Source organism: Brevibacillus humidisoli, from assembly GCF_020923435.1.
In the GTDB taxonomy this organism is placed as follows: Bacteria; Bacillota; Bacilli; order Brevibacillales; family Brevibacillaceae; genus Brevibacillus_E; species Brevibacillus_E humidisoli.
In genome coordinates this window covers 3,310,244-3,328,918 of record NZ_CP087263.1, presented here as the reverse complement: position 1 = coordinate 3,328,918, position 18,675 = coordinate 3,310,244, and the positions used below count along the sequence as shown (strand labels likewise).

The 18,675-nt window shown below is 52.7% G+C and carries 16 protein-coding genes; 14 read left to right on the top strand and 2 right to left on the bottom strand.

Going from position 1 to position 18,675, the window contains the following annotated elements; translation table 11 throughout:
• Positions 1–203: 203 nt before the first annotated feature.
• The 7 genes from LOK74_RS16290 to LOK74_RS16260 all read left to right on the top strand — a co-directional run bounded on the left by LOK74_RS16290 (position 204) and on the right by LOK74_RS16260 (position 9,861).
• Entirely contained in the window at positions 204–908 is a 705-nt protein-coding gene (locus LOK74_RS16290; protein ID WP_230043071.1) for an ABC transporter ATP-binding protein, read from the top strand.
• A gap of 29 nt (positions 909–937) precedes the next feature.
• Positions 938–2,368, top strand: a complete 1,431-nt coding sequence (locus LOK74_RS16285; protein ID WP_230043070.1) for an ABC transporter permease — start codon at positions 938–940, stop codon at positions 2,366–2,368.
• A 51-nt stretch (positions 2,369–2,419) separates the two neighbouring features.
• Positions 2,420–3,973, top strand: coding sequence for an HlyD family efflux transporter periplasmic adaptor subunit (locus LOK74_RS16280; RefSeq protein WP_230043069.1), 1,554 nt, complete (start codon positions 2,420–2,422; stop codon positions 3,971–3,973).
• A 195-nt stretch (positions 3,974–4,168) separates the two neighbouring features.
• The gene (locus tag LOK74_RS16275; RefSeq protein WP_230043068.1) at positions 4,169–5,467 is read left to right on the top strand and encodes a hypothetical protein; all 1,299 of its coding nucleotides are present in this window, start codon (positions 4,169–4,171) and stop codon (positions 5,465–5,467) included.
• 236 nt (positions 5,468–5,703) lie between these two features.
• Positions 5,704–7,233: an AbgT family transporter gene (locus tag LOK74_RS16270; protein WP_230043067.1), complete on the top strand. Its 1,530-nt coding sequence runs from the start codon at positions 5,704–5,706 to the stop codon at positions 7,231–7,233.
• A 76-nt stretch (positions 7,234–7,309) separates the two neighbouring features.
• Positions 7,310–8,509 (top strand): M20 metallopeptidase family protein, encoded by a 1,200-nt coding sequence (locus tag LOK74_RS16265; protein WP_338148675.1) that lies wholly within the window; start codon positions 7,310–7,312, stop codon positions 8,507–8,509.
• On the top strand, positions 8,509–9,861 hold the full coding sequence (locus LOK74_RS16260; RefSeq protein ID WP_230043065.1) for an amidohydrolase: 1,353 nt from the start codon (positions 8,509–8,511) through the stop codon (positions 9,859–9,861). Before LOK74_RS16265 ends, LOK74_RS16260 begins: the two co-directional genes overlap by 1 nt.
• Here the strand turns inward: LOK74_RS16260 and LOK74_RS16255 are convergent.
• Positions 9,819–10,766: a helix-turn-helix transcriptional regulator gene (locus LOK74_RS16255; protein ID WP_230043064.1), complete on the bottom strand. Its 948-nt coding sequence runs from the start codon at positions 10,764–10,766 to the stop codon at positions 9,819–9,821. The two genes, LOK74_RS16260 and LOK74_RS16255, sit on opposite strands and share 43 nt — an antisense overlap.
• A 148-nt stretch (positions 10,767–10,914) precedes the next feature.
• Here LOK74_RS16255 and modA point away from each other — a divergent pair, with 148 nt between their 5' ends.
• Genes modA through LOK74_RS16240 form a run of 3 tightly spaced genes read left to right on the top strand, consistent with a single transcriptional unit; the run spans position 10,915 to position 13,126 of the window.
• Positions 10,915–11,724: a molybdate ABC transporter substrate-binding protein gene (gene modA, locus LOK74_RS16250; RefSeq protein WP_230043063.1), complete on the top strand. Its 810-nt coding sequence runs from the start codon at positions 10,915–10,917 to the stop codon at positions 11,722–11,724.
• 8 nt (positions 11,725–11,732) lie between these two features.
• Positions 11,733–12,419 (top strand): molybdate ABC transporter permease subunit, encoded by a 687-nt coding sequence (modB, locus tag LOK74_RS16245; protein WP_230043062.1) that lies wholly within the window; start codon positions 11,733–11,735, stop codon positions 12,417–12,419.
• 20 nt (positions 12,420–12,439) lie between these two features.
• The gene (locus LOK74_RS16240; RefSeq protein ID WP_230043061.1) at positions 12,440–13,126 is read left to right on the top strand and encodes an ATP-binding cassette domain-containing protein; all 687 of its coding nucleotides are present in this window, start codon (positions 12,440–12,442) and stop codon (positions 13,124–13,126) included.
• A gap of 91 nt (positions 13,127–13,217) precedes the next feature.
• Here LOK74_RS16240 and LOK74_RS16235 read toward each other — a convergent pair whose 3' ends face one another.
• On the bottom strand, positions 13,218–13,943 hold the full coding sequence (locus tag LOK74_RS16235) for a DsbA family oxidoreductase (protein ID WP_230043060.1): 726 nt from the start codon (positions 13,941–13,943) through the stop codon (positions 13,218–13,220).
• 361 nt (positions 13,944–14,304) lie between these two features.
• Between LOK74_RS16235 and LOK74_RS16230 the strand changes: the two genes are divergently transcribed.
• From LOK74_RS16230 to LOK74_RS16215, 4 genes are all read left to right on the top strand, one after another.
• The gene (locus tag LOK74_RS16230) at positions 14,305–15,336 is read left to right on the top strand and encodes a LacI family DNA-binding transcriptional regulator (protein ID WP_230043059.1); all 1,032 of its coding nucleotides are present in this window, start codon (positions 14,305–14,307) and stop codon (positions 15,334–15,336) included.
• Positions 15,337–15,412: 76 nt separating this feature from the next.
• Complete coding sequence (locus LOK74_RS16225; RefSeq protein WP_230043058.1) at positions 15,413–16,264, top strand: carbohydrate ABC transporter permease; 852 nt, start codon at positions 15,413–15,415, stop codon at positions 16,262–16,264.
• Positions 16,265–17,329, top strand: a complete 1,065-nt coding sequence (locus LOK74_RS16220; RefSeq protein ID WP_230043057.1) for a carbohydrate ABC transporter permease — start codon at positions 16,265–16,267, stop codon at positions 17,327–17,329. It abuts the gene before it with no gap.
• A gap of 35 nt (positions 17,330–17,364) precedes the next feature.
• A complete protein-coding gene (locus tag LOK74_RS16215; protein ID WP_230043056.1) occupies positions 17,365–18,663 on the top strand; it encodes a sugar ABC transporter substrate-binding protein in 1,299 nt (432 codons plus the stop codon).
• Positions 18,664–18,675 lie beyond the last annotated feature (12 nt).

Below are 18,675 nucleotides of genomic sequence, written 5' to 3'. Positions count from 1 at the left end.
ATGGATACAGCGTTCGTAAGTCCTCCGAATCGGTCTTCGCGCCAGCATTACGTTGAGAAATCTTTACCTGCCTTCACCTCCTTGTCACATTTTCTGTAAAAAAACTGGTGTAACCTAACAGGTAAGTCATGCGTCATACTAATGAGGGACTACACCCAGCAATAGACAAATCTAATCATTGGAGAGTTGAGGATGAGCGAAACATGACGAATTCGATCGGCGAGTTGACGGTTGAAGGGGTTAATCACAGCTACAGCAGCGGCAAGCTAAAGGTACCGGTGCTGTATGATATCTCGCTTCATATCAAGGCGGGGGAGTTCGTCGCCCTCTGCGGTTCTTCCGGTTCCGGCAAGACCAGCCTGCTTAACCTGCTGGCGGGGTTGACCAAACCGGAACAAGGTACGATTTGGGTCAGTGGACAGGAGATCTCCCGTTTAAATGAAAATAAGCTGTGTATCTTTCGACGCAATTATTTAGGTTTTGTATTTCAATCATTTAATCTGTTGCCTACCTTGACGGCAGTGGAAAATGTGGAGCTGCCACTGGTCTTTTCCGGCGAAAAAAAGCGGAAACGTCGCCAGAGAGCAGCTGAAATGCTGGAATTGGTCGGTTTAGGAGATCGCATCCACCATAAGCCCAATGAGCTGAGCGGCGGGCAACAGCAGCGTGTCAGTATTGCCCGTGCGCTCGTCAACAAGCCGAACATTGTCTTGGCGGACGAGCCTACAGGGAACCTGGACAGTGTGACGGAACTGGAGATCCTTCAGTTGATGCGTTCCCTAAACAGCGAGAACGGCACTACGTTTATCATCGTGACCCATGACGATCAGGTGGCGAAGCAGTCAGATCGGACCATTTTCCTAAAGGACGGGCGGATTATCGACGAACTGCAATCCGTTCATGCCTAGAAGCGATAAGAAATGCAGGTGGAGAAGAAATGAAACTGATTGATTCACTGCTGCTGGTTTGGCGCAACTTGTGGCGAATGAAACTGCGGACGATCTTGACGTCCATCGGGGTCATGATCGGAACAGCAGCGATCGTGGCTATGATTTCGCTTAGTATTGGGTTGCGCGACAATGCGGTAAAAAGTTTGGAGAATTTCGGGAACTTGACAGAGATGGAAGTACAGCCTGCTTTTCTGATGCCGGATGAACAGACGCCAATTCCCCCCGATCAACAGAAACAGTTGAATTGGGATGCGGTGAATGAGCTGAAGCAGGTGCCGGGAGTACAAGCGGTCATGCCGGTCAAAGAGCTCCGTGCAGAAGGGGAGTTGAAGGTTGGACGCCTGGAAGGGCATGTGCGGTTGACGGGCGTAGACGTACGCGAGGCGATTGCGTTTAAGGGCAAGGATATTGAAAAGGGTGAGTTTCTCAATGGACCCAAAAATGAGATCGTCATCTCGTACGACGTACTCCGCAGACTGAGGGATGTGGAGAAAGAAAAACGGGAGGCGCGCCTCCGCAACCAAAACCAGAATCAGGCTCCCAACCCTAGGTTTTTCAATCGTGATTCGGGTGGCGAAGCAAACTTGCCCAATGTAGTGGGGATGACTGGTTCACTGGTTATCACCAGGCAGATTATGGACGAGAATGACGAGCCCAAATTTGAGAAAAAAGAAATACGCGTGCGGATCGTCGGTCAATTGAAACAAGAGGAAAATCGCTACTACGGCGGTTCTGTCGCCTACGTCCCCATGGACCTGATCGAAGAGTTGAACAAGTGGGCCAATCCGGAAAGAGGATCAGGAGAAGCGCGGGATCGATCACGGGCGGAACAGTCACAGATCGAGTTTGATTCAATCACGGTGAAAGTGGAATCGCGGGAGAAAGTGGAGTCAGCTGTGCAACAGATCAAGCAGCGGGGATTCGATATCTGGTCGCCGGCAAGTGCGCTGGAGGAGATCAACAAGTTTTTCTTCGTTGTCCAGATGATCCTCGGGGGGATCGCTGCCGTTTCATTGCTGGTCGCTTCTATCGGGATCATCAATACGATGATCATGTCCATCCTGGAGCGGACCAAGGAGATCGGGATCATGAAGGTGATCGGTGCCACGGTCTACAACATTCGCTGGCTGTTTTTGATTGAGTCAGGCGCGATTGGCTTAATCGGCGGGATTACCGGCCTGGGGATTGCTTATGCGGCTGTTTCCGGCCTCAATTACCTGGCGGCGAACAATCCGGACTTCAACATGTTCGGCGGTGGACCTGGGCCGGAGGAGGCCATCACCCAGCTTGCTGTTATTCCGATGTGGCTGGCCTGGTTTGCGATTTTGTTCTCCTTTGTCATCGGCCTGTTGGCAGGGATTTTTCCGGCGTTTCGCGCCTCGCGCTTGAGCGCTTTGGAAGCAATCCGTTCACAGTAGCAATCATACGTACGCTAAGAGCGATGCGGTACATAGGTAGGAGGAAGAGCAATGACGAAGAAAAAATGGTTGACGATCGGCGGGGTGGCGGTCGTCCTCATCGGGGGATTGGTCTACTGGCAGTTTTTCATGCCAAAGGAGGAACCGGTAGACATGACGCAGCAGATGCCGGAGTTCCCCACGGTGCAGGTAGAGCTGGGAGAAGTAAAAAAATCAATCTATGCTACGGGTACGATTGAAGCAAAAGCAAGAGAAGAGATCAAACCGGAATTGAGCGGAAAGATCGAGCAAATCTTCGTAACAGAAGGACAGCAGGTAAACGCAGGGGATCCGCTCTTCTTGATCGACAGTTCCGAGAGCATTCTGGAGTATCAAAAGCAGGAGATCAACGTCACTCGGCTGCAGCAAGAGATCGCCGATTTGCGTTCGCGAAAGCCGGAGGTATACGCTGACGCAGAGGGGATCGTCTCGGAAGTGCTGGTGGAACCGGGAGATGAAGTGACCAAAGAGACGGTGATCGCCAAACTGTCCAACCCGGACAAGCTGAAGTTAAGAGGGGCTTTTGGCGCCAGTCAGATCAAACACTTCAAGGAAGGGATGCAGGTTAGCGTCTTTTTGAGCGGTTCACTCGTGTATCTTCCTGCTACCGTGGTCAAGGTGGATCGGGAAGGACGGGCAACCAGTGAAGGCGGCGTGATGTACGAGGTAGAAGTGCTGCTAGACAATCCCGGTGCCGTCCATCCATCGGAAAAGGGCATGATTCAATACAAGACACCCGAGGGCATTACCGTTAACAGTTGGGACAGCAACCAGTTTGAAGCGATGGACGACATCGAGATCAGGGCGGGAACAATCGGGAAGATCAGTACCGTGCTGATTGACGATGATGAGAAGGTGAACAAAGGACAACTGATCGCAAAAGTGGATCTGTCGGACACCGATCTGGAAATCAAAGAAAAAGAACTGGCATTGAAAGAGTCGCAGCTCATCCTGCAGCAGAAGAAATCGGATGCATCCAAGGCACAGGTGGTGGCACCGATCAGCGGACAGATCACCGACCTGGAGATCAAAGAGGGAGAGAAGGTAGACACCGGCAAAACGGCGATGATTATCATGGACATGTCTGCCGTCTACATGGAAGCCAGCGTCGATGAGGTAGACATCCCCTACATCCAAGTAGGACAAGCGGTCGATGTGTACGTCACCGCCTACGGAATCGAGGTCTTCCCGGGAGAGGTGGTAGAAATACCGCAAGAGGGTGTCAGCGAAGACAACTCGGTACGCTTTGAGGTTAAGGTGCTCGTCAAAGACGGAGCGAAGATGAAGCACGGGATGACCGGCGATTGCGACATAATCGTCAATCAGCAACAGAACGTCCCACGTCTGCCGTATAACGTGGTTGAAATCCTCGAAGAAGGCAAAGGAACCGTGATGGTGAAAAATCCAGAGACGGGCGAACCGATGCCAAAAGAGGTGGAGATTGGCGTGGAGGGCGCCGAGTACGTGGAGATCAAAAGCGGCCTCAACCCGGGTGATGAAGTGCTGATGATGAACGGCGGCGGAGGCATGATGGGCGGGGGCGGAGGCATGCAGATTATAGGCTAAGGAACACCCACACCCTTACATGATCATAACGATGAAAAGCTGATTGTTGCAGCACGTTCAACTGTCCTTTCCCCTTCCCAGTTTTAGACATCGGGGCGGGTTTCGGAGTGGATGTTGGAGGTGCTTCTTTTTTTGACTGCACAATCTGGTAAGATAAAAGCAGATATCCTTCACCGATAAGGGAGTATTAGAGAGATGACCTATAAAATCGGCGTAGTTGGTCCCGGCCCATCGATTGAGCGCATTCTCGGAGTGGCAAAGGAATTCCGTGCAGAAATGGAGTTTATCGCCTATCCCTACCAGAATGCCCAGGAAACAAAACAGATTGTCGCAGAGCACGATCCCGATGTAGACGGATGGTTGTTTACCGGACAGATTCCGTATCTGATTGCCAGGAAGGCCCTCCAAACAGAGGAACACCTGGTTTATATTCCGCATACCGGATCCAGTCTGTATAAATGTTTCTTTCACATGGCTTATTACCAAAAGAAGTTTCTTGAGCGGGTCTCCATCGATACGGTTCAGTCCGAAGATGTGGAGGAGGCACTGCAAGAGTTGGGCATACCTACGCAAGAGATTTACATTAAGACCTACGACGACTATATCCAACCGGACGAACTGTTTCGATTTCATCTGCAGCTCTGGCAGGAAGGGAAGACGGAAGGCGCTGTCACCTGCTTTCAGGCTACCTACTTGGCGCTGCAACAAGAAGGAATTCCGGCCTACTGGATCTCACCGACCAAAATGGTGATTCGCACCACGTTGAAGCTCATTTTGGAAAAGATGAAGACATCCTACTTCAAAGATACGCAAATTGGAGTGGAAATCATTGAAGTAGAACATTTTGACAAGATCATTGAAAAGGCAAAAACACCGTATCATCTGCAATACCTGGAGCTCCGGCTAAAAGAAATGCTACTGAAACTGGGCGAGAAATTGGACGGTTCCCTGTTGGAAAAGGGAAATGGGCGTTACGTGATATTTAGTTCCCGCGGAGCGATTGAACGAGAAATACCTGTGCTGCAAGATACGGTTCGGCAGCTTTCGCTGGAAGTAGACGATCCGGTAGCGGTTGGCATCGGCTTCGGTGAGACCGTCTTCGCGGCGGAGACCAATGCCCGACGTGCAGTCCAGCATGCAAAGGAAAAAGAGGGGCGTGGCATCATCATTGTTCAAGATGACGGACAGATCGTAGAATCTGTCGGTCAAAAGGAAGAATTGGCCTATGCCTACCGCTCAGAGGATAAGGAACTGCACGAGAGATTGAAACAAGCCAACATCAGCATCAAAACATACAAGAAGATCGAAGCGCTGGTACGCCGCAAAGGGTGGGACAGTTTTACAACCGCTGATCTGGCTTCGTATCTGTCGATGACTCACCGCAATGCCCGGCGGATCGTAGCCAGCCTTTGCGAAAACCAATTGGTGGAGTGCATCGGTGAGGAATCTCACGCTTCGCGAGGCAGGCCGAGCAAAGTGTATCGGTTGACGTAAAATCCGACCTATTGTGGCAGGCGCGATGAAACCGCGCCATTGCAAAACCGTCTATGATCCAGACCGTGGGTGTCCTGGCACCTGCGGTCTTTTTCATGCGCAAAAAGCATGCATGACAGGCTAAAGGGGCACGAAGAAAAGTGAGAAAATTTCTTTTAGTTGAAATAGAACGTGATCTTTTGTACCCTGTATTTAAGGAAATCGTCCTTAATTATACCGAATAAAGGGGAGTGCGTATGGCAAATCACATGACAGAGTTGAACCCGTCCAAACAGAATGGACAAAAAGGATTCCTCAAGTGGGTGGAGGTCGTCGGCAACAAACTGCCTCATCCGTTCATGCTGTTTTTGTATCTGGCCCTGGGAATGATGGTGTTATCCGCCATTTTGGCTTCATTTGGCGTAACGGTCGTTCACCCGGGAAAAGGTGAAACCATTGCCGTCAAAAGTCTATTAAGCACAGAAGGATTCCACTGGATCTTAACCAGCATGCTGACGAACTTTACTGGATTTAAGCCGCTTGGTCTCGTATTGGCGATGGCGCTTGGGATCGGTCTCGCCGAAAGAGTCGGGCTGATTCAGGCAATCTTGCGCAAGATGATTCTCAAGGTTCCGGCACGAATCGTTACGTTTACCGTTGTCTTCTCCGGGATTCTCGGCAACCTAGCTTCTGACGCCGCTTTCGTCATCATTCCGCCATTGGGCGCGATGGTGTTTCTCGCGTTGGGCCGCCACCCGTTGGCCGGATTGGCCGCAGGGTTTGCCGGGGTTGGTTCCGGATTTACGGCAAACATCTTCGTAGCCGGTACAGACGCTTTGTTATCGGGGATCAGTACAGAAGTGGCCAAGACGATCGATCCCAATGTGGCGATTTCTCCTCTGGCCAACTGGTACTTCATGGTTTTCTCCACTCTCTTCTTGTCTTTGCTCGGTACCTGGATCACAGAGAAGATTGTTGAGCCGCGTCTAGGCCAGTATTCCGGGAATAAAACAGCACGTCTGGAAAATCTGACAGAGACAGAGAATAAGGCACTGCGGGCAACAGGAATGGCTGCCGCTATCTTTCTCGTGATTCTTGCGCTGCTTGTCGTTCCGGAGGGAGCGATTCTGCGTGATCCCGAGCAGGGAACGATTATTCCCTCTCCATTCTTAAAAGGCATTATTCCGATCATCTTGCTGTTCTTTGTTACGGTTGCTACGACTTTCGGGATAAAAACAGGTCAGATCAAATCGCAAAAAGACGTCCCGCGCTTCATGACGGATGCGATAAAGGACATGTCCTCCTTTATTGTGATGGTGTTTGCCGCTGCGCAGTTTATCGCTTTTTTCAACTGGAGCAATGTAGGCGTATATATCGCCGTAAACGGCGCTGAGCTGCTGACAAGCATCAATCTGACCGGGCTGCCCGTGGTGGTTGGTTTTACCTTGCTGGCTGCACTGTTAAACTTGTTTATCTTCAGCGGTTCGGCCCAGTGGGCGTTGATGGCGCCAGTGTTCATTCCGATGTTTATGCTGTTGGACTATCACCCAGCCTTTATTCAGTTGGCTTATCGAATTGCCGATTCTTCGACCAATACGATTTCGCCGCTCAATCCATATATGCCGATGATTCTGATGTACATGCAGGAGTATAAGAAAGAGGCTGGTCTCGGCACGCTGATCTCGATGATGATGCCATACGCCATGATCTTCCTGACAATGTGGACGGTGTTGATGATCGTGTGGTACTTGTTCGGTCTGCCCTTGGGACCCGGCGTTTCGATGTAGAGAACTTGACTGGCAGAAGAGATACATCTAGCAATGAGAAGAATTGAGGAGATAGGTTTGGAGGGAACCCGAGTTGGTGAGGAAAGCAGTGACTGTCTCAAAAGTGGATGAGAAGTATCTTGTGGAACTACGAAGAGAGTTCCACCGATTCCCGGAAGTAAGCGGACAAGAAGAACGAACGTCCCGGCGGGTATATGAGGAACTGCAGCGTATGGGAATCACCGATATTAGACCGCATATCGCCGGGCATGGCATTGTCGCGGCGATCGGGGGCATTGTGGATGGCCCAGTCGTCGCGCTTCGTGCAGATATGGACGCTCTGCCCATCAAGGAGCAGACGGGAGTACCTTTTGCTTCTGAGCACAACGGTGTGATGCATGCTTGCGGACATGATTCACACACAGCGATGCTGCTGGGAGCGGCACAGGTGTTGAAACAGATCGAAGCACAGCTGCCGGGGCGGATTGTCCTGATTTTCCAGCCGGCGGAAGAAAACGCTCCGATCGGTGGAGCCAGGCCGATGATCGAGGCGGGCGCACTCCAAGATCCACAGCCGGACGCTGTTTTTGGGCTGCATGTCTGGCCAGGCCTGCCGGTCGGCCAGGTTGGCATCAGACCGGGCTATCTGATGGGGGCGTCCGATCGGTTTACCGTACACATCAAGGGTAGAGGCGGCCATGCCAGCATGCCTCACGAGACAGTTGATGCAGCCATTGTGGCCGTGCAGGTTGCACAAGTGCTGCAGACCATTGTCAGCCGCAATGTCAACCCGATGGATGCCGGTGTGGTCACGATTGGCAGAATAGAGGCGGGCAACAGGCACAATGTGATTCCAGACGAAGCGGTGCTGGAGGGTACGGTCCGTTCCTTTCGACCAGAAGTGAGAGACCTGCTGGAAGAGCGATTTTGCCGGATCGTCGGAGATGTGGCTCACAGCATGGGGGCTGACGCCGAGATCGTCTACCAGCGCGGATATCCTGTTCTGAACAATCATCCAGCAGCGGTTGAAGTGGTTCGCCAGTCGGTGCAGCGACTGCTGGGTATGGATGCACTGCCAGAGGTGGAACCGGGCTTGGTCGCCGAAGACTTTGCCGTCTACCTGGAGCACTTCCCAGGCGCCTTTTTCTGGTTGGGCTGCGGCTTTGTTGACGAGAGCAGGAATTATCCACTGCACCACCCCAAGTTTCTCATCGATGAACGAGTGCTGCCGATCGGAGCACAACTCCTGGCAGAGACGGCCTGGCAATTCCTCCGGCAAAAAGGGTGGTCGGCATGATGATGCAAAAACGAATTGCGCAGCAGATACAACAGATCAAAAAACAGATCATCCACTGGCGAAGGGACTTTCACCAATACCCGGAAGCGGGATGGACAGAGTTTCGCACAGCATCCGTGATCGCCTCTGTTTTAGGCGAACTCGGCTTCTCCGTCAAACTGGGCCGCGAGGTAGTGAGTGCGGAGTCCAGAATGGGTGTGCCGGATCAGGAATCATTGGCAAAAGCGAGACAGCGGGCGCTGGAAGAGGGAGCAGACCCGTCGCTAGTTGAGCAGATGGAAGATGGCCTTACCGGTGTTGTGGGCATCTGGGACACAGGACGCCCTGGACCCTCGATCGCTTTTCGCTTTGATATTGATGCGCTGGAGATTATGGAAGAGCGGAGCAGCGAGCACCTGCCTTCGCAGCAAGGATTCTGCTCCCGCTACGATGGTCTGATGCATGCCTGCGGCCACGACGGGCACGCGGCGATTGGGCTTGGCTTGGCCCACTTGATCGCTGGCCTGCCACAAGAGCTCAGCGGGACTGTCAAGCTGATCTTCCAACCGGCAGAGGAGGGAGCAAGAGGGGCAAAAGCAATGGTTGATGCCGGAGTGGTCGATGACGTGGACTATCTGTTTGCCGGCCACCTCGGCATGACCGCCCGTACAAACAGCCAGGTCGTCTGCAGTGTCACGCAGTTATTTGCTTCAACCAAAATGGATGTTCATCTAGAGGGGATACCCGCCCATGCCGCTTTTGCCCCGCATGAGGGAAGAAATGCTCTGATGGCGGCGGCTACTATGGCTGTGCAGCTGCAGGGGATTTCCCGTCACGGCGGCGGAGCGTCGCGGATCAATGTAGGCATGCTGCAGGCAGGCGAAGGGCGAAACATCATTCCTTCCCGCGCCAGTCTAAAGTTGGAGACGCGCGGGGCCAACAATGAAGTGAATCAGTACATGACGGATGAAGCGATTCGCATCATTCGATCCGTCGCTCACATGTACGGTGTGAAAGAGCGGATTGAACTGGTCGGTCAATCGATCTCCGCTCCCTGTGACCCGGAGCTGATCACCCTCGTCCAGGATGCAGCCAATGCCGTCGAGGGAGTGGCAGAGGTGTTGGAATCGATGCCATTTCGCGCTTCAGAGGATGCGGCCTACTTGATGGAAGCGGTACAGAAGCGGGGGGGAATGGCGACGTATCTCTTGTTTGGGACGGAGCTAGCAGCCGGTCATCACCACTATGCATTTGATTTCAACGAAGAGACCCTGCCGCTCGCGGTTGAGGTATACGCCAATCTGCTGGTAAGACTGATCGGGCAGAGCAGTCACGTCTCCAATAATACACTGCCGGTCAAAGACAAATCGTAGCCGCCGATCGAGGCGATTTCGTTTTGGAAGCGCTTGGATCGCAAAATGTCGAGGAGAAGCTCGATCCGCGCAGCGTTGTCGGGCTTCTTCAATAAAACCAGGTCATACCGCTCCTTGATCAGCGGCACAAAATCGACGCCAACGACATACGCCGCCTTTTCAATCCCCACTCCTGCATCGGCCCGGCCGTTGGCAACGGCTCCGGCCACTCCCAAGTGGTTCGTCTCTTCTTGATCGTATCCGATGATCCGAGAAGCATCCAGTTTATGGACGCGAAGCTGTTCGTCAACGAGGACGCGAATCCCCGACCCCTTCTCCCGATTGATCATCCTGATGTCAGGGTGCCCCAGATCACGCCAGTCACCAATCGCTTTCGGATTTCCTTTCGCCACGTAAAATCCGGCGTGACGAAAGGCGAGATTAACCACCAAGTAGCGATGTCCGCTCAACAACTTGCGAATGTACGGCAGGTTGTACTCTTCCGTATCGGCATCATACAGATGTGTGCTGGCCACCTCGCAGGCTCCCTGGTACATCGCAATCAGGCCGTTGAGACTGCCCAGTTGGGAGCGTAATGGTTGGCTATTGCTGTCCCGGGCTTCCACGTGACGGGCGAGGATGTCCAGAGCCATATCCTGTCCGCTGATCACCAGTGGGCGCTGGTTCGCCGGCAGGGATACGGTGCCGACCGCCCCATCCTGTTTCTCGCTGGAGGGGAGGGATTCAGCAGGCCCCTTTTTGGCACGTGACTTGTAAGCGTCTAGATCGGCTGCGTCAATCCGCATCTGTCTTCCCACCCGGTAGGCAACCAACTCCCCTTTTTTGATCAAATCGTATACGGTCAGCTTGGAAACCCGCAACAAGCGGGCTACCTCTTCTGTCGTATAGGAGACCTCCTTGATCATCCGGGCACCTCCCTCCATTCTCGTATCTAGGTGAGATTAGTTTATCATTTCCTGAAGAGAGGCTTCAATTAAGAGAAACGATCTAATATAATCAGTTATAATAAGATATATTTAGTTATATCTAATTATAATGATAGGGTGTGGTGAGATGAAGGGAAGCAGGGGGGCTTACATACTAACGGTGATGCTGCTGTTGGTCACGCTGACAGCATGTTCTGCCATGCAGCCTGTTGCTTCTACAGGAGGTGAAGGGACGTCTTCTGATTCTCCCAAGACAGAGCTTGTCGTCTCCGCTGCAGCCAGTCTGACCGACGCGATGAACGAGTTGAAGGGAACATTTGAGCAAGAGCATCCGCAGATTAGCCTCGTTTTCAACTTTGGGAGTTCGGGGAAGCTGGCCAGACAGATCGAGCAGGGCGCGCCAAGCGATCTGTTTTTGTCTGCGAGCCAAAAGGATATGGATACCTTGGACGAGAAGCAACTGATAGACAAGGATTCCAGGGTGGATTTCGCGGCCAATCGTCTCGTCCTGATTGCGGCTGTGGACAGTCCACTCCCCTTTTCTTCGATCGAGCAGATTGATCCGGAGCAATTCCAACACCTTGCGATCGGTGAGCCGGAAATCGTTCCGGCCGGCAGGTATGCCAAGGACGTGCTTCAATCTGTCCAGTTATGGGTACCACTGCAGGAAAAACTGGTACTCGGCTCCGATGTTCGGCAGGTGCTGACGTATGTGGCGACCGGAAACGCCGAACTGGGCATCGTCTATGCCAGCGATGCAACGATTGCTGATGGGGTGAAGGTGCTGGCCGCTGCTAAGCAGGAGTGGCATCAGCCGATCGTCTATCCGGCTGCGATCGTAAGTTCGTCTGCTCACCGCCCGGAGGCGGAGCTGTTCCTCGACTACCTGACGAGTGAAGCAGGAAAGGCAGCCCTTAAGAAATACGGTTTTGAATAGGTGATCAGATGGAAGCAGCCAATCTTTCTCCGTTGTTATTGTCTCTGAGAGTGGCCTGCCTGGCTACTCTGATCGTTTTCTCAGCCGGTATTCTCTTGGCTCGTCTGTTGGTGCGCCGCACCTTTCCGGGGAAGTCCGTTCTGGAATCACTTTTTTTGCTGCCGCTGGTGCTGCCTCCGACGGTGATTGGCTTCGGTTTGCTTATGCTGTTTGGCAAAAACGGAGTCATCGGTCATTGGCTGCTGGAGTGGTTCGGCATTCAGGTCGTCTTTTCGTGGTGGGGGGCGGTGATCGCTTCTGTGGTTGTCGCCTTTCCTTTGATGTACCAGAGTGCTGCCGCTGCCTTTGCGACAGTGGAGCCAAAGTTGGAACAGGTGGCTCGAACGATGGGAGCATCGGAATGGCGGCTGTTCTGGACGATTTCGTTTCCGCTGGCCTGGCCGGGGCTGCTGGCAGGGCTAGTGCTTTCTTTTGCGCGGGCGCTGGGGGAGTTTGGCGCTACCTTGATGCTTGCGGGCAACATACCGGGCAGAACGGATACTGTGCCGCTTGCTATCTACTCTGCCGTGGAAGCGGGACGGATGGAAGAGGCGACGTTTTGGGTGGTGACGATTGTCGCGCTTGGGTTTAGCTCGGTGATGTGGTTAAACTGGTGGAGTAGACGGAACATGGGACGTTATCGTGACGAGCATTGATCCGAAAGGGGAGGAAAAAGATGTTGTCAGTCCGGCTTCAAAAGAGATTGCCACACTTTCTGCTAGACCTTCAATTCGAGATGAACGAGCAAATCTTCGTCTTGTTTGGCCCCTCCGGATCAGGCAAGACCACGGTGTTAAACTGCCTGGCTGGGCTGACCCATCCCGATGGCGGCTGGATTCGACTTAATGGAGAGTCGTTTTACGAAGAGGGCGGCAAGCCTCTCCCTCCACAGCGGCGGAAGATCGGTTATCTCGTACAAGAGTATGCGCTGTTTCCGCATATGACGGTTGAACGCAATATCGCTTATGGCATCAGGCGGCAGCATAAGGAGTCCGCTTGGCAGCAAATCGAGCCGCTGCTGCAGGTGCTGGGCATCAAGCACCTGCTCCACTGTTATCCGCAGCAGATATCCGGGGGAGAGAAACAGCGAGTCGCCCTAGCCAGAGCTTTAGCCACACAACCCGCTTTGCTGTTGCTGGACGAGCCGTTGTCAGCGCTGGATCAAGAGACTCGTGAGCAGTGCCAGCAGGAACTGCTGCGCATTCACGACATGTGGCGCATCCCGTTCTTGGTCGTCACGCACGACCGGGAGGAGGCAGAGAAACTAGGTCAGACGATTTTATTCATGGAAAAAGGCACGATACAAAGGGTACGGCAGAATGAGGTAAAACCAGCCGACCGAGCTGAGACCGAGGTCAAATGACGGGGCTGTCCCAAGGCTGATACGCTTCCCATACGACCTGTCTATCTATAGGGGATGCATCATGCATGAGGGACAGCCCGCTTGTCTCTGATTACTCTTTGTCGCTGGAAGGGGTGCATGCGCCATCGGCACAAGCAGCATCTGACGCAGAATCATCCGCGTCATTCAGCACGGTCAGCTTGCTTTTTTCCTCCCACGCTTTCTGCAATGCTTCCAGGAAAACCTCACTCGGCTGCGCACCGGATATGGCGTATTTTCGGTTGATGACGAAAAACGGAACCCCGCGAATGCCAAGCTGGACAGCTTCTTGCTCGTCGCGCTGCACTTCCTGCCTGTATTCGTCGCTTGCGAGCATCTTGGCTGCCTCGTTAGCGTCAAGCCCAACTTCTGCAGCCAGATCGGCTAATGTCTGATGATCTCCGATATGCTTAGATTCGGTAAAATAGGCTTTTAGCAACCGCTCCGTCATGTTGAGCATTTTGCCATGCCGAGCGGCAAAATGCGACAGGCGGTGTGCATCAAATGTGTTGGTTGCAATCGTCGTATCAAAGTGATACGTCAGACCGACATCCCGTGCTTGAACTGTCATTTGATCATTCATCGCTTTGGCCTGTTCAAGACTGATGCCGTACTTGGCTGCCAGCATCTCGTGAGCATTTTGGTTTGCATCCCGTTTTGCTTCGGGGTCAAGCTCAAAGCTCCGGTAGATGACATCCACATCCTGTTTGTGGGCAAACTGCTCAAGGGCAGCTTCAAACCGACGCTTTCCAATGTAACAAAAGGGACAGACAAAATCAGACCAGATTTCAACTCTCATGGAGAGCACCTCCTATTGATTGCTAACGCTGCAGAAACATCATGTTCGCATATCTTGACCGAAGTATTGACAACAAAGAAAGGGAACATGCAATCTAACGATACATAAGGACTGGATACACATGGACTGCGATTACATGTAATCATTCTAGTTACAACTATACAAACATGTCAAGTGATCATGGCACTTTCAACTGCAACGTATACTAGGCATACAACCGGTTGAGCAGTCTTTGTTCGGCTGTCGAATCGGGATAAATGCGAGTCGGAAAGAGCGGAAAGAATCACTCTTGACGACTGGCAGGAACTGTATTACGATGGGTCTGTAAACGTTTACAGTAAGCACAGCAGGACGTGTTGAGATGAAGAATCTGACGATAAAAGACGTGGCCAGACGCGCCAATGTATCCATTGCGACCGTATCTCGCGTCATCAACAACAAGCCTTGGGCCTCAGAAAAAGCCAAGGAGAAAGTGTGGCAGGCCATCCGCGAACTCGGCTATGAGCCCAATGCGTTGGCTCGGGGACTGGTAAGCGGCAAGTCCAATACGATAGGTGTATTAATCCCTGATGTCTCCAATCTCTTTTTTGCGGAAGTGTTTCGCGGCATGGAAGATGCCGTACATGAGCGGAACAGCAATGTCTTTATCTGCAACACCGACTCCGACAAAAGGCGGATGCTGCGCTATATCAAGCTGCTCAAGGAAAAACAGATCGAAGGCGTTATTTTTACCAGTGAAGAAGTGACAGAAGAATACTTTGAAGCCCTGCAACAGCTTCATGTTCCGGTCGTATTGGTAGCTACCACCGCCTCCCGGCATGAGCTGCCTGTCGTCAAGGTGGATGATCATCAGGCGGTGTATGAAGCGGTCACCTATCTGATCCAATCCGGCCATAGAGAGATTGGCATGATCAGCGGCCCGCTGGACGATGCGATCGCCGGTTCTCCCCGCTATCATGGCTATCAGGCTGCGCTGGCCGATCATCGCATCCCCTGCAAGACAGAGAACGTGGTATTTGGCGACTATCGATTTCACAGCGGACGCCGTGCGATTCGGGAGCTGCTGGCGAGAAACCCTGGGCTTACGGCTGTATTTGCCAGCAGCGACGAGATGGCGATCGGTGCGATGGTAGAAGCGTGCAAGATGGGGATCGCCATCCCCGAACAACTGTCGGTGATGGGTTTTGACAACGTCCGTCTAGCCGAGATGTCCAATCCGGCCCTGACGACAGTGGCGCAACCTTTGTACGAAATGGGCTACAGAGCTGTCGAACTGCTGTTTGAACTGATCGATCAATACCAGATCGAGGGCAAGATCGATTGGAGCGGCCCGACAATCAAAATGAACCATCAGATCGTGGAGAGGGAATCTGTAAAACGAAGAAGCCTGTAACAGACGACTTCTTCCTTTTTTCAGATAACCTGTAAACGTTTACAGACAGACAAGACCTTGCTCGGGAGGGGAGAAAATGCCTTTTTACCGCAAGTACTGGCTGGAAATCGTCATGTGTTTCCCCTTGCTCTTTTACATTTTTTTCTTTACCCTGCTGCCCGTGCTGCAGACGATCATGATCAGCTTCCTTGATTCCCGGTCACAGCAATTTACATTGTCTCATTATCAGACCTTGTTTTCCGACATCAATTTTGACAGCGCTTTATTTAATACCCTGTTCATCACCATTGTCGGAATCATCGTGCAGATCGTGATCGGACTAGCGATCGCGCTGCTGCTCAAGCAAAAGTTTGCCAGCCGTGGTTTCTTTCGGACGGTGATGCTGGTGCCGATGGGGGTACCGACGCTGGTGGCGGGTGTGACCCTGCTGTTTATCTTTGGCCAGACCGGGTACTTTAACGAACTGCTGTACCGTCTAGGCTTGATTGAGACCCAGCCGTTTTGGCTGGGAGGCGGACTTGATACGCTACTCGTCATCGTCGTTGCGGATATGTGGAAAGTGCTGCCGCTCACCATCCTGATCCTGCTTGCCGGGCTGGAGAGCATCCCGAATGATGTGTACGAAGCGGCCGCGGTTGACGGGGCCAGCACGAGACAGGTCTTCTGGAGCGTTACTCTCCCTCTGTTGAAACCTTCGATTACCATGGCCGTGATCCTGCGAGCGATTGATTCATTTCGGATTTTTGAGCTGCCGCTGGTCATGGCTAGTAAAAATGCGCCGGTTCTTTCTACCTTTGCGTACGAAGCGTTTCGGCGCAACCAGTTTGGCTTGTCGGGCGCCGCAGCGACGATTCTGCTGGCGATCATTATCGTTTTCATCCTTCTCTACCTGTTCTTCGTCGAGCGTGACGACAAGGGGGTGTCGTAGGTGGAGCGATACGGGCAGCGGTCAACCTGGCGGAATCTCCTGATCATCGTATTGCTGGTCTTATTTACACTTCTGATGCTTCTCCCGGTCTACATATTGGTCAAAGTATCGATCAGCGAACCAGAGGAAGTGAATACGGATCACCCGACGTTTCTCGTGCACGATGCGACGCTGGAACACTGGAAAAGCATACTGATGACGGACAAGAAAACAGAGTCGGGTCAGACGATCTACCAGATCGCAGAGGGATCCTATCTGCTCCGGACGGAAGATGGCGACCAACTGACGCTCACCCCGGAGGATCAGTTTTCGATCAACGGCGTGTTCCGCAAAGTCTACTTGATTGATGGCCCCAGCGTGGCCGTGTCACTGGAGGAACTGCAAAAGCTGCGGGAGGTTAGTGTAACCAGCAAGACGTTTTTCGGGCCGGAGACGGTACGCAATCTGTACGCTCCACTGTGGAAAAGTTTTCAGGTAGCCACACTCACCACGCTGTTTGCTATCCTGCTGGCGGCTCCGGCCTCTTATGTGATTTCCCTGATGCCGAAAAAGGTGAAGTACACGGTGATTCTGTCGCTGTTGTTTACGCGGATGTTCCCTGACGTCGGAATTGCGCTGCCGATCGCCACCCGATTCTACGAATGGCAGATGATCGACACGACTACGGGACTGGTGATGGCCCATTTGATTCCCAACTTGCCGTTTTTGGCCTGGATACTGGTCGGTACGTTTGACGTCATCCCGCGTGATCTGGAGAAAGCGGCGCTGATCGATGGAGCGAACCGGATGAGGGCCCTGCAGCGGGTGATTTTGCCGATCGCGGCACCCGGCATCGGGGTGGGAGCGCTTTTTGTCTGGCTCAACTCCTGGAACGAGTTTATCTACGCCAGATATTTGTCCAGTGCGACCAGCACCTTGCCGATCAAAATCTATGAGGTGATTACGACGGGCACCTTCTTTTCGGCAGCCGCCTATTCCACGATTCTGACCATTCCGGTGATTGTGATCACCTTCTATCTGCAGCGTTATTTGCAGTCCGGTATTTTGTCCGGAGCTGTGAAATAAAAAGAAAGCCAATTGAGAAAAAGGGGCGAGGGAAGATGTACGTGATGGGAAAAAAATCGGCAGGAATTCTCGGGTTGCTGCTAGCCGTCGTGCTTGCCTTGACCGGATGTGTCAGCACACCACCGACAGAGAGCCAGCAGCCGGAGCAAAACAGCGGACAGACCGCGCAGTCCGAAACACCGTCAAAGGAGACGGGTCAGGGAGAAAAGGTGCTGCGGGTTGCTTTTGGGATGGGGGAAACAGAATGGAAGCTGTTTCATGACGAGATCCTGCCTGCTTTTCAACAAGAAACAGGGATCAAAGTGGAAGCAATCGAGTTGAAGCAGGAAGACCTGATCAACAATCTGACGGCACAGGTGGAGTCCGGCAACCTGACGATCGACATGTTTGCCCAGGATGTCAACAGCCTGTCTAGCCTGGTGACGCGCGGATTGGTGGAAGATTTGTCCGGGTACCGCGACCGGATTCCCGACTCGGTCATCCCCGGGATGATGGAAGCCGCTCAGTTTGACGGGAAGCTGCTGTTTTTGCCATACCGGCCCAACGTGGAGATTGCTTTCTACAATCAGAAAAAGTTTGAAGAGAATGGTTTGACCCCTCCGAAGACATGGGATGAACTGCTGCAGGTGGCAGAAGCGTTTAAACAAAAGACCGGTCAGGGAAGGGTAGCGATCAAGGCGAATCTGCAGATCGACAACATTTTGCACATGTTTGAATTCATCAAGGCGGCCGGCGGCGATCCGTATCAGCTAAACGATGATGGGAGCATCCAGGCGTTTACCTTCATGCAAAAACTGTACCCGCTGCTAAATGAGCAGAGCTCTACGGCCAACTGGGATACGATGAACCAATATCTGGAGAAGGACAGCGTCTATCTGGGGCAAAACTGGCCGTTTTACATTCCGCAGTTCCATCAAAACGGCAAAGAGGAAATCCAGGCGTACAGCGGTTGGGCCGGACCGGTAAAAGAAACCCATCTGCTTGGCGGCGAGGTGATCGGGATCCCGAAAGGCTCGGCAAAGATTGAAGAAGCGATTCAGTTTGCCGAATACCTGATGTCCAAACCGGTGCAGGAACTGCTGGTCAGTCAGTTGGCATGGCCGGCTGTCCGTTCCGATGCCTACGGATTGGTGCAGGGTTACCAAAAGCCTTACTTTGAAGCGATCAAGAGTGCTCTGGACAAAGCGGAACCCCGCGGCAACGTGCCGTATTGGGCTGATGCGGAGAAAGTCTACCTGGAGGCGTTCCAGAAAGCGGTCATCGATGGAGCAGATGTGAAAACCACGCTGGATGAGGCGGCACAGAAACTGGAGGAGATCAGGAACAACCAGTAGCAGGACAGATGA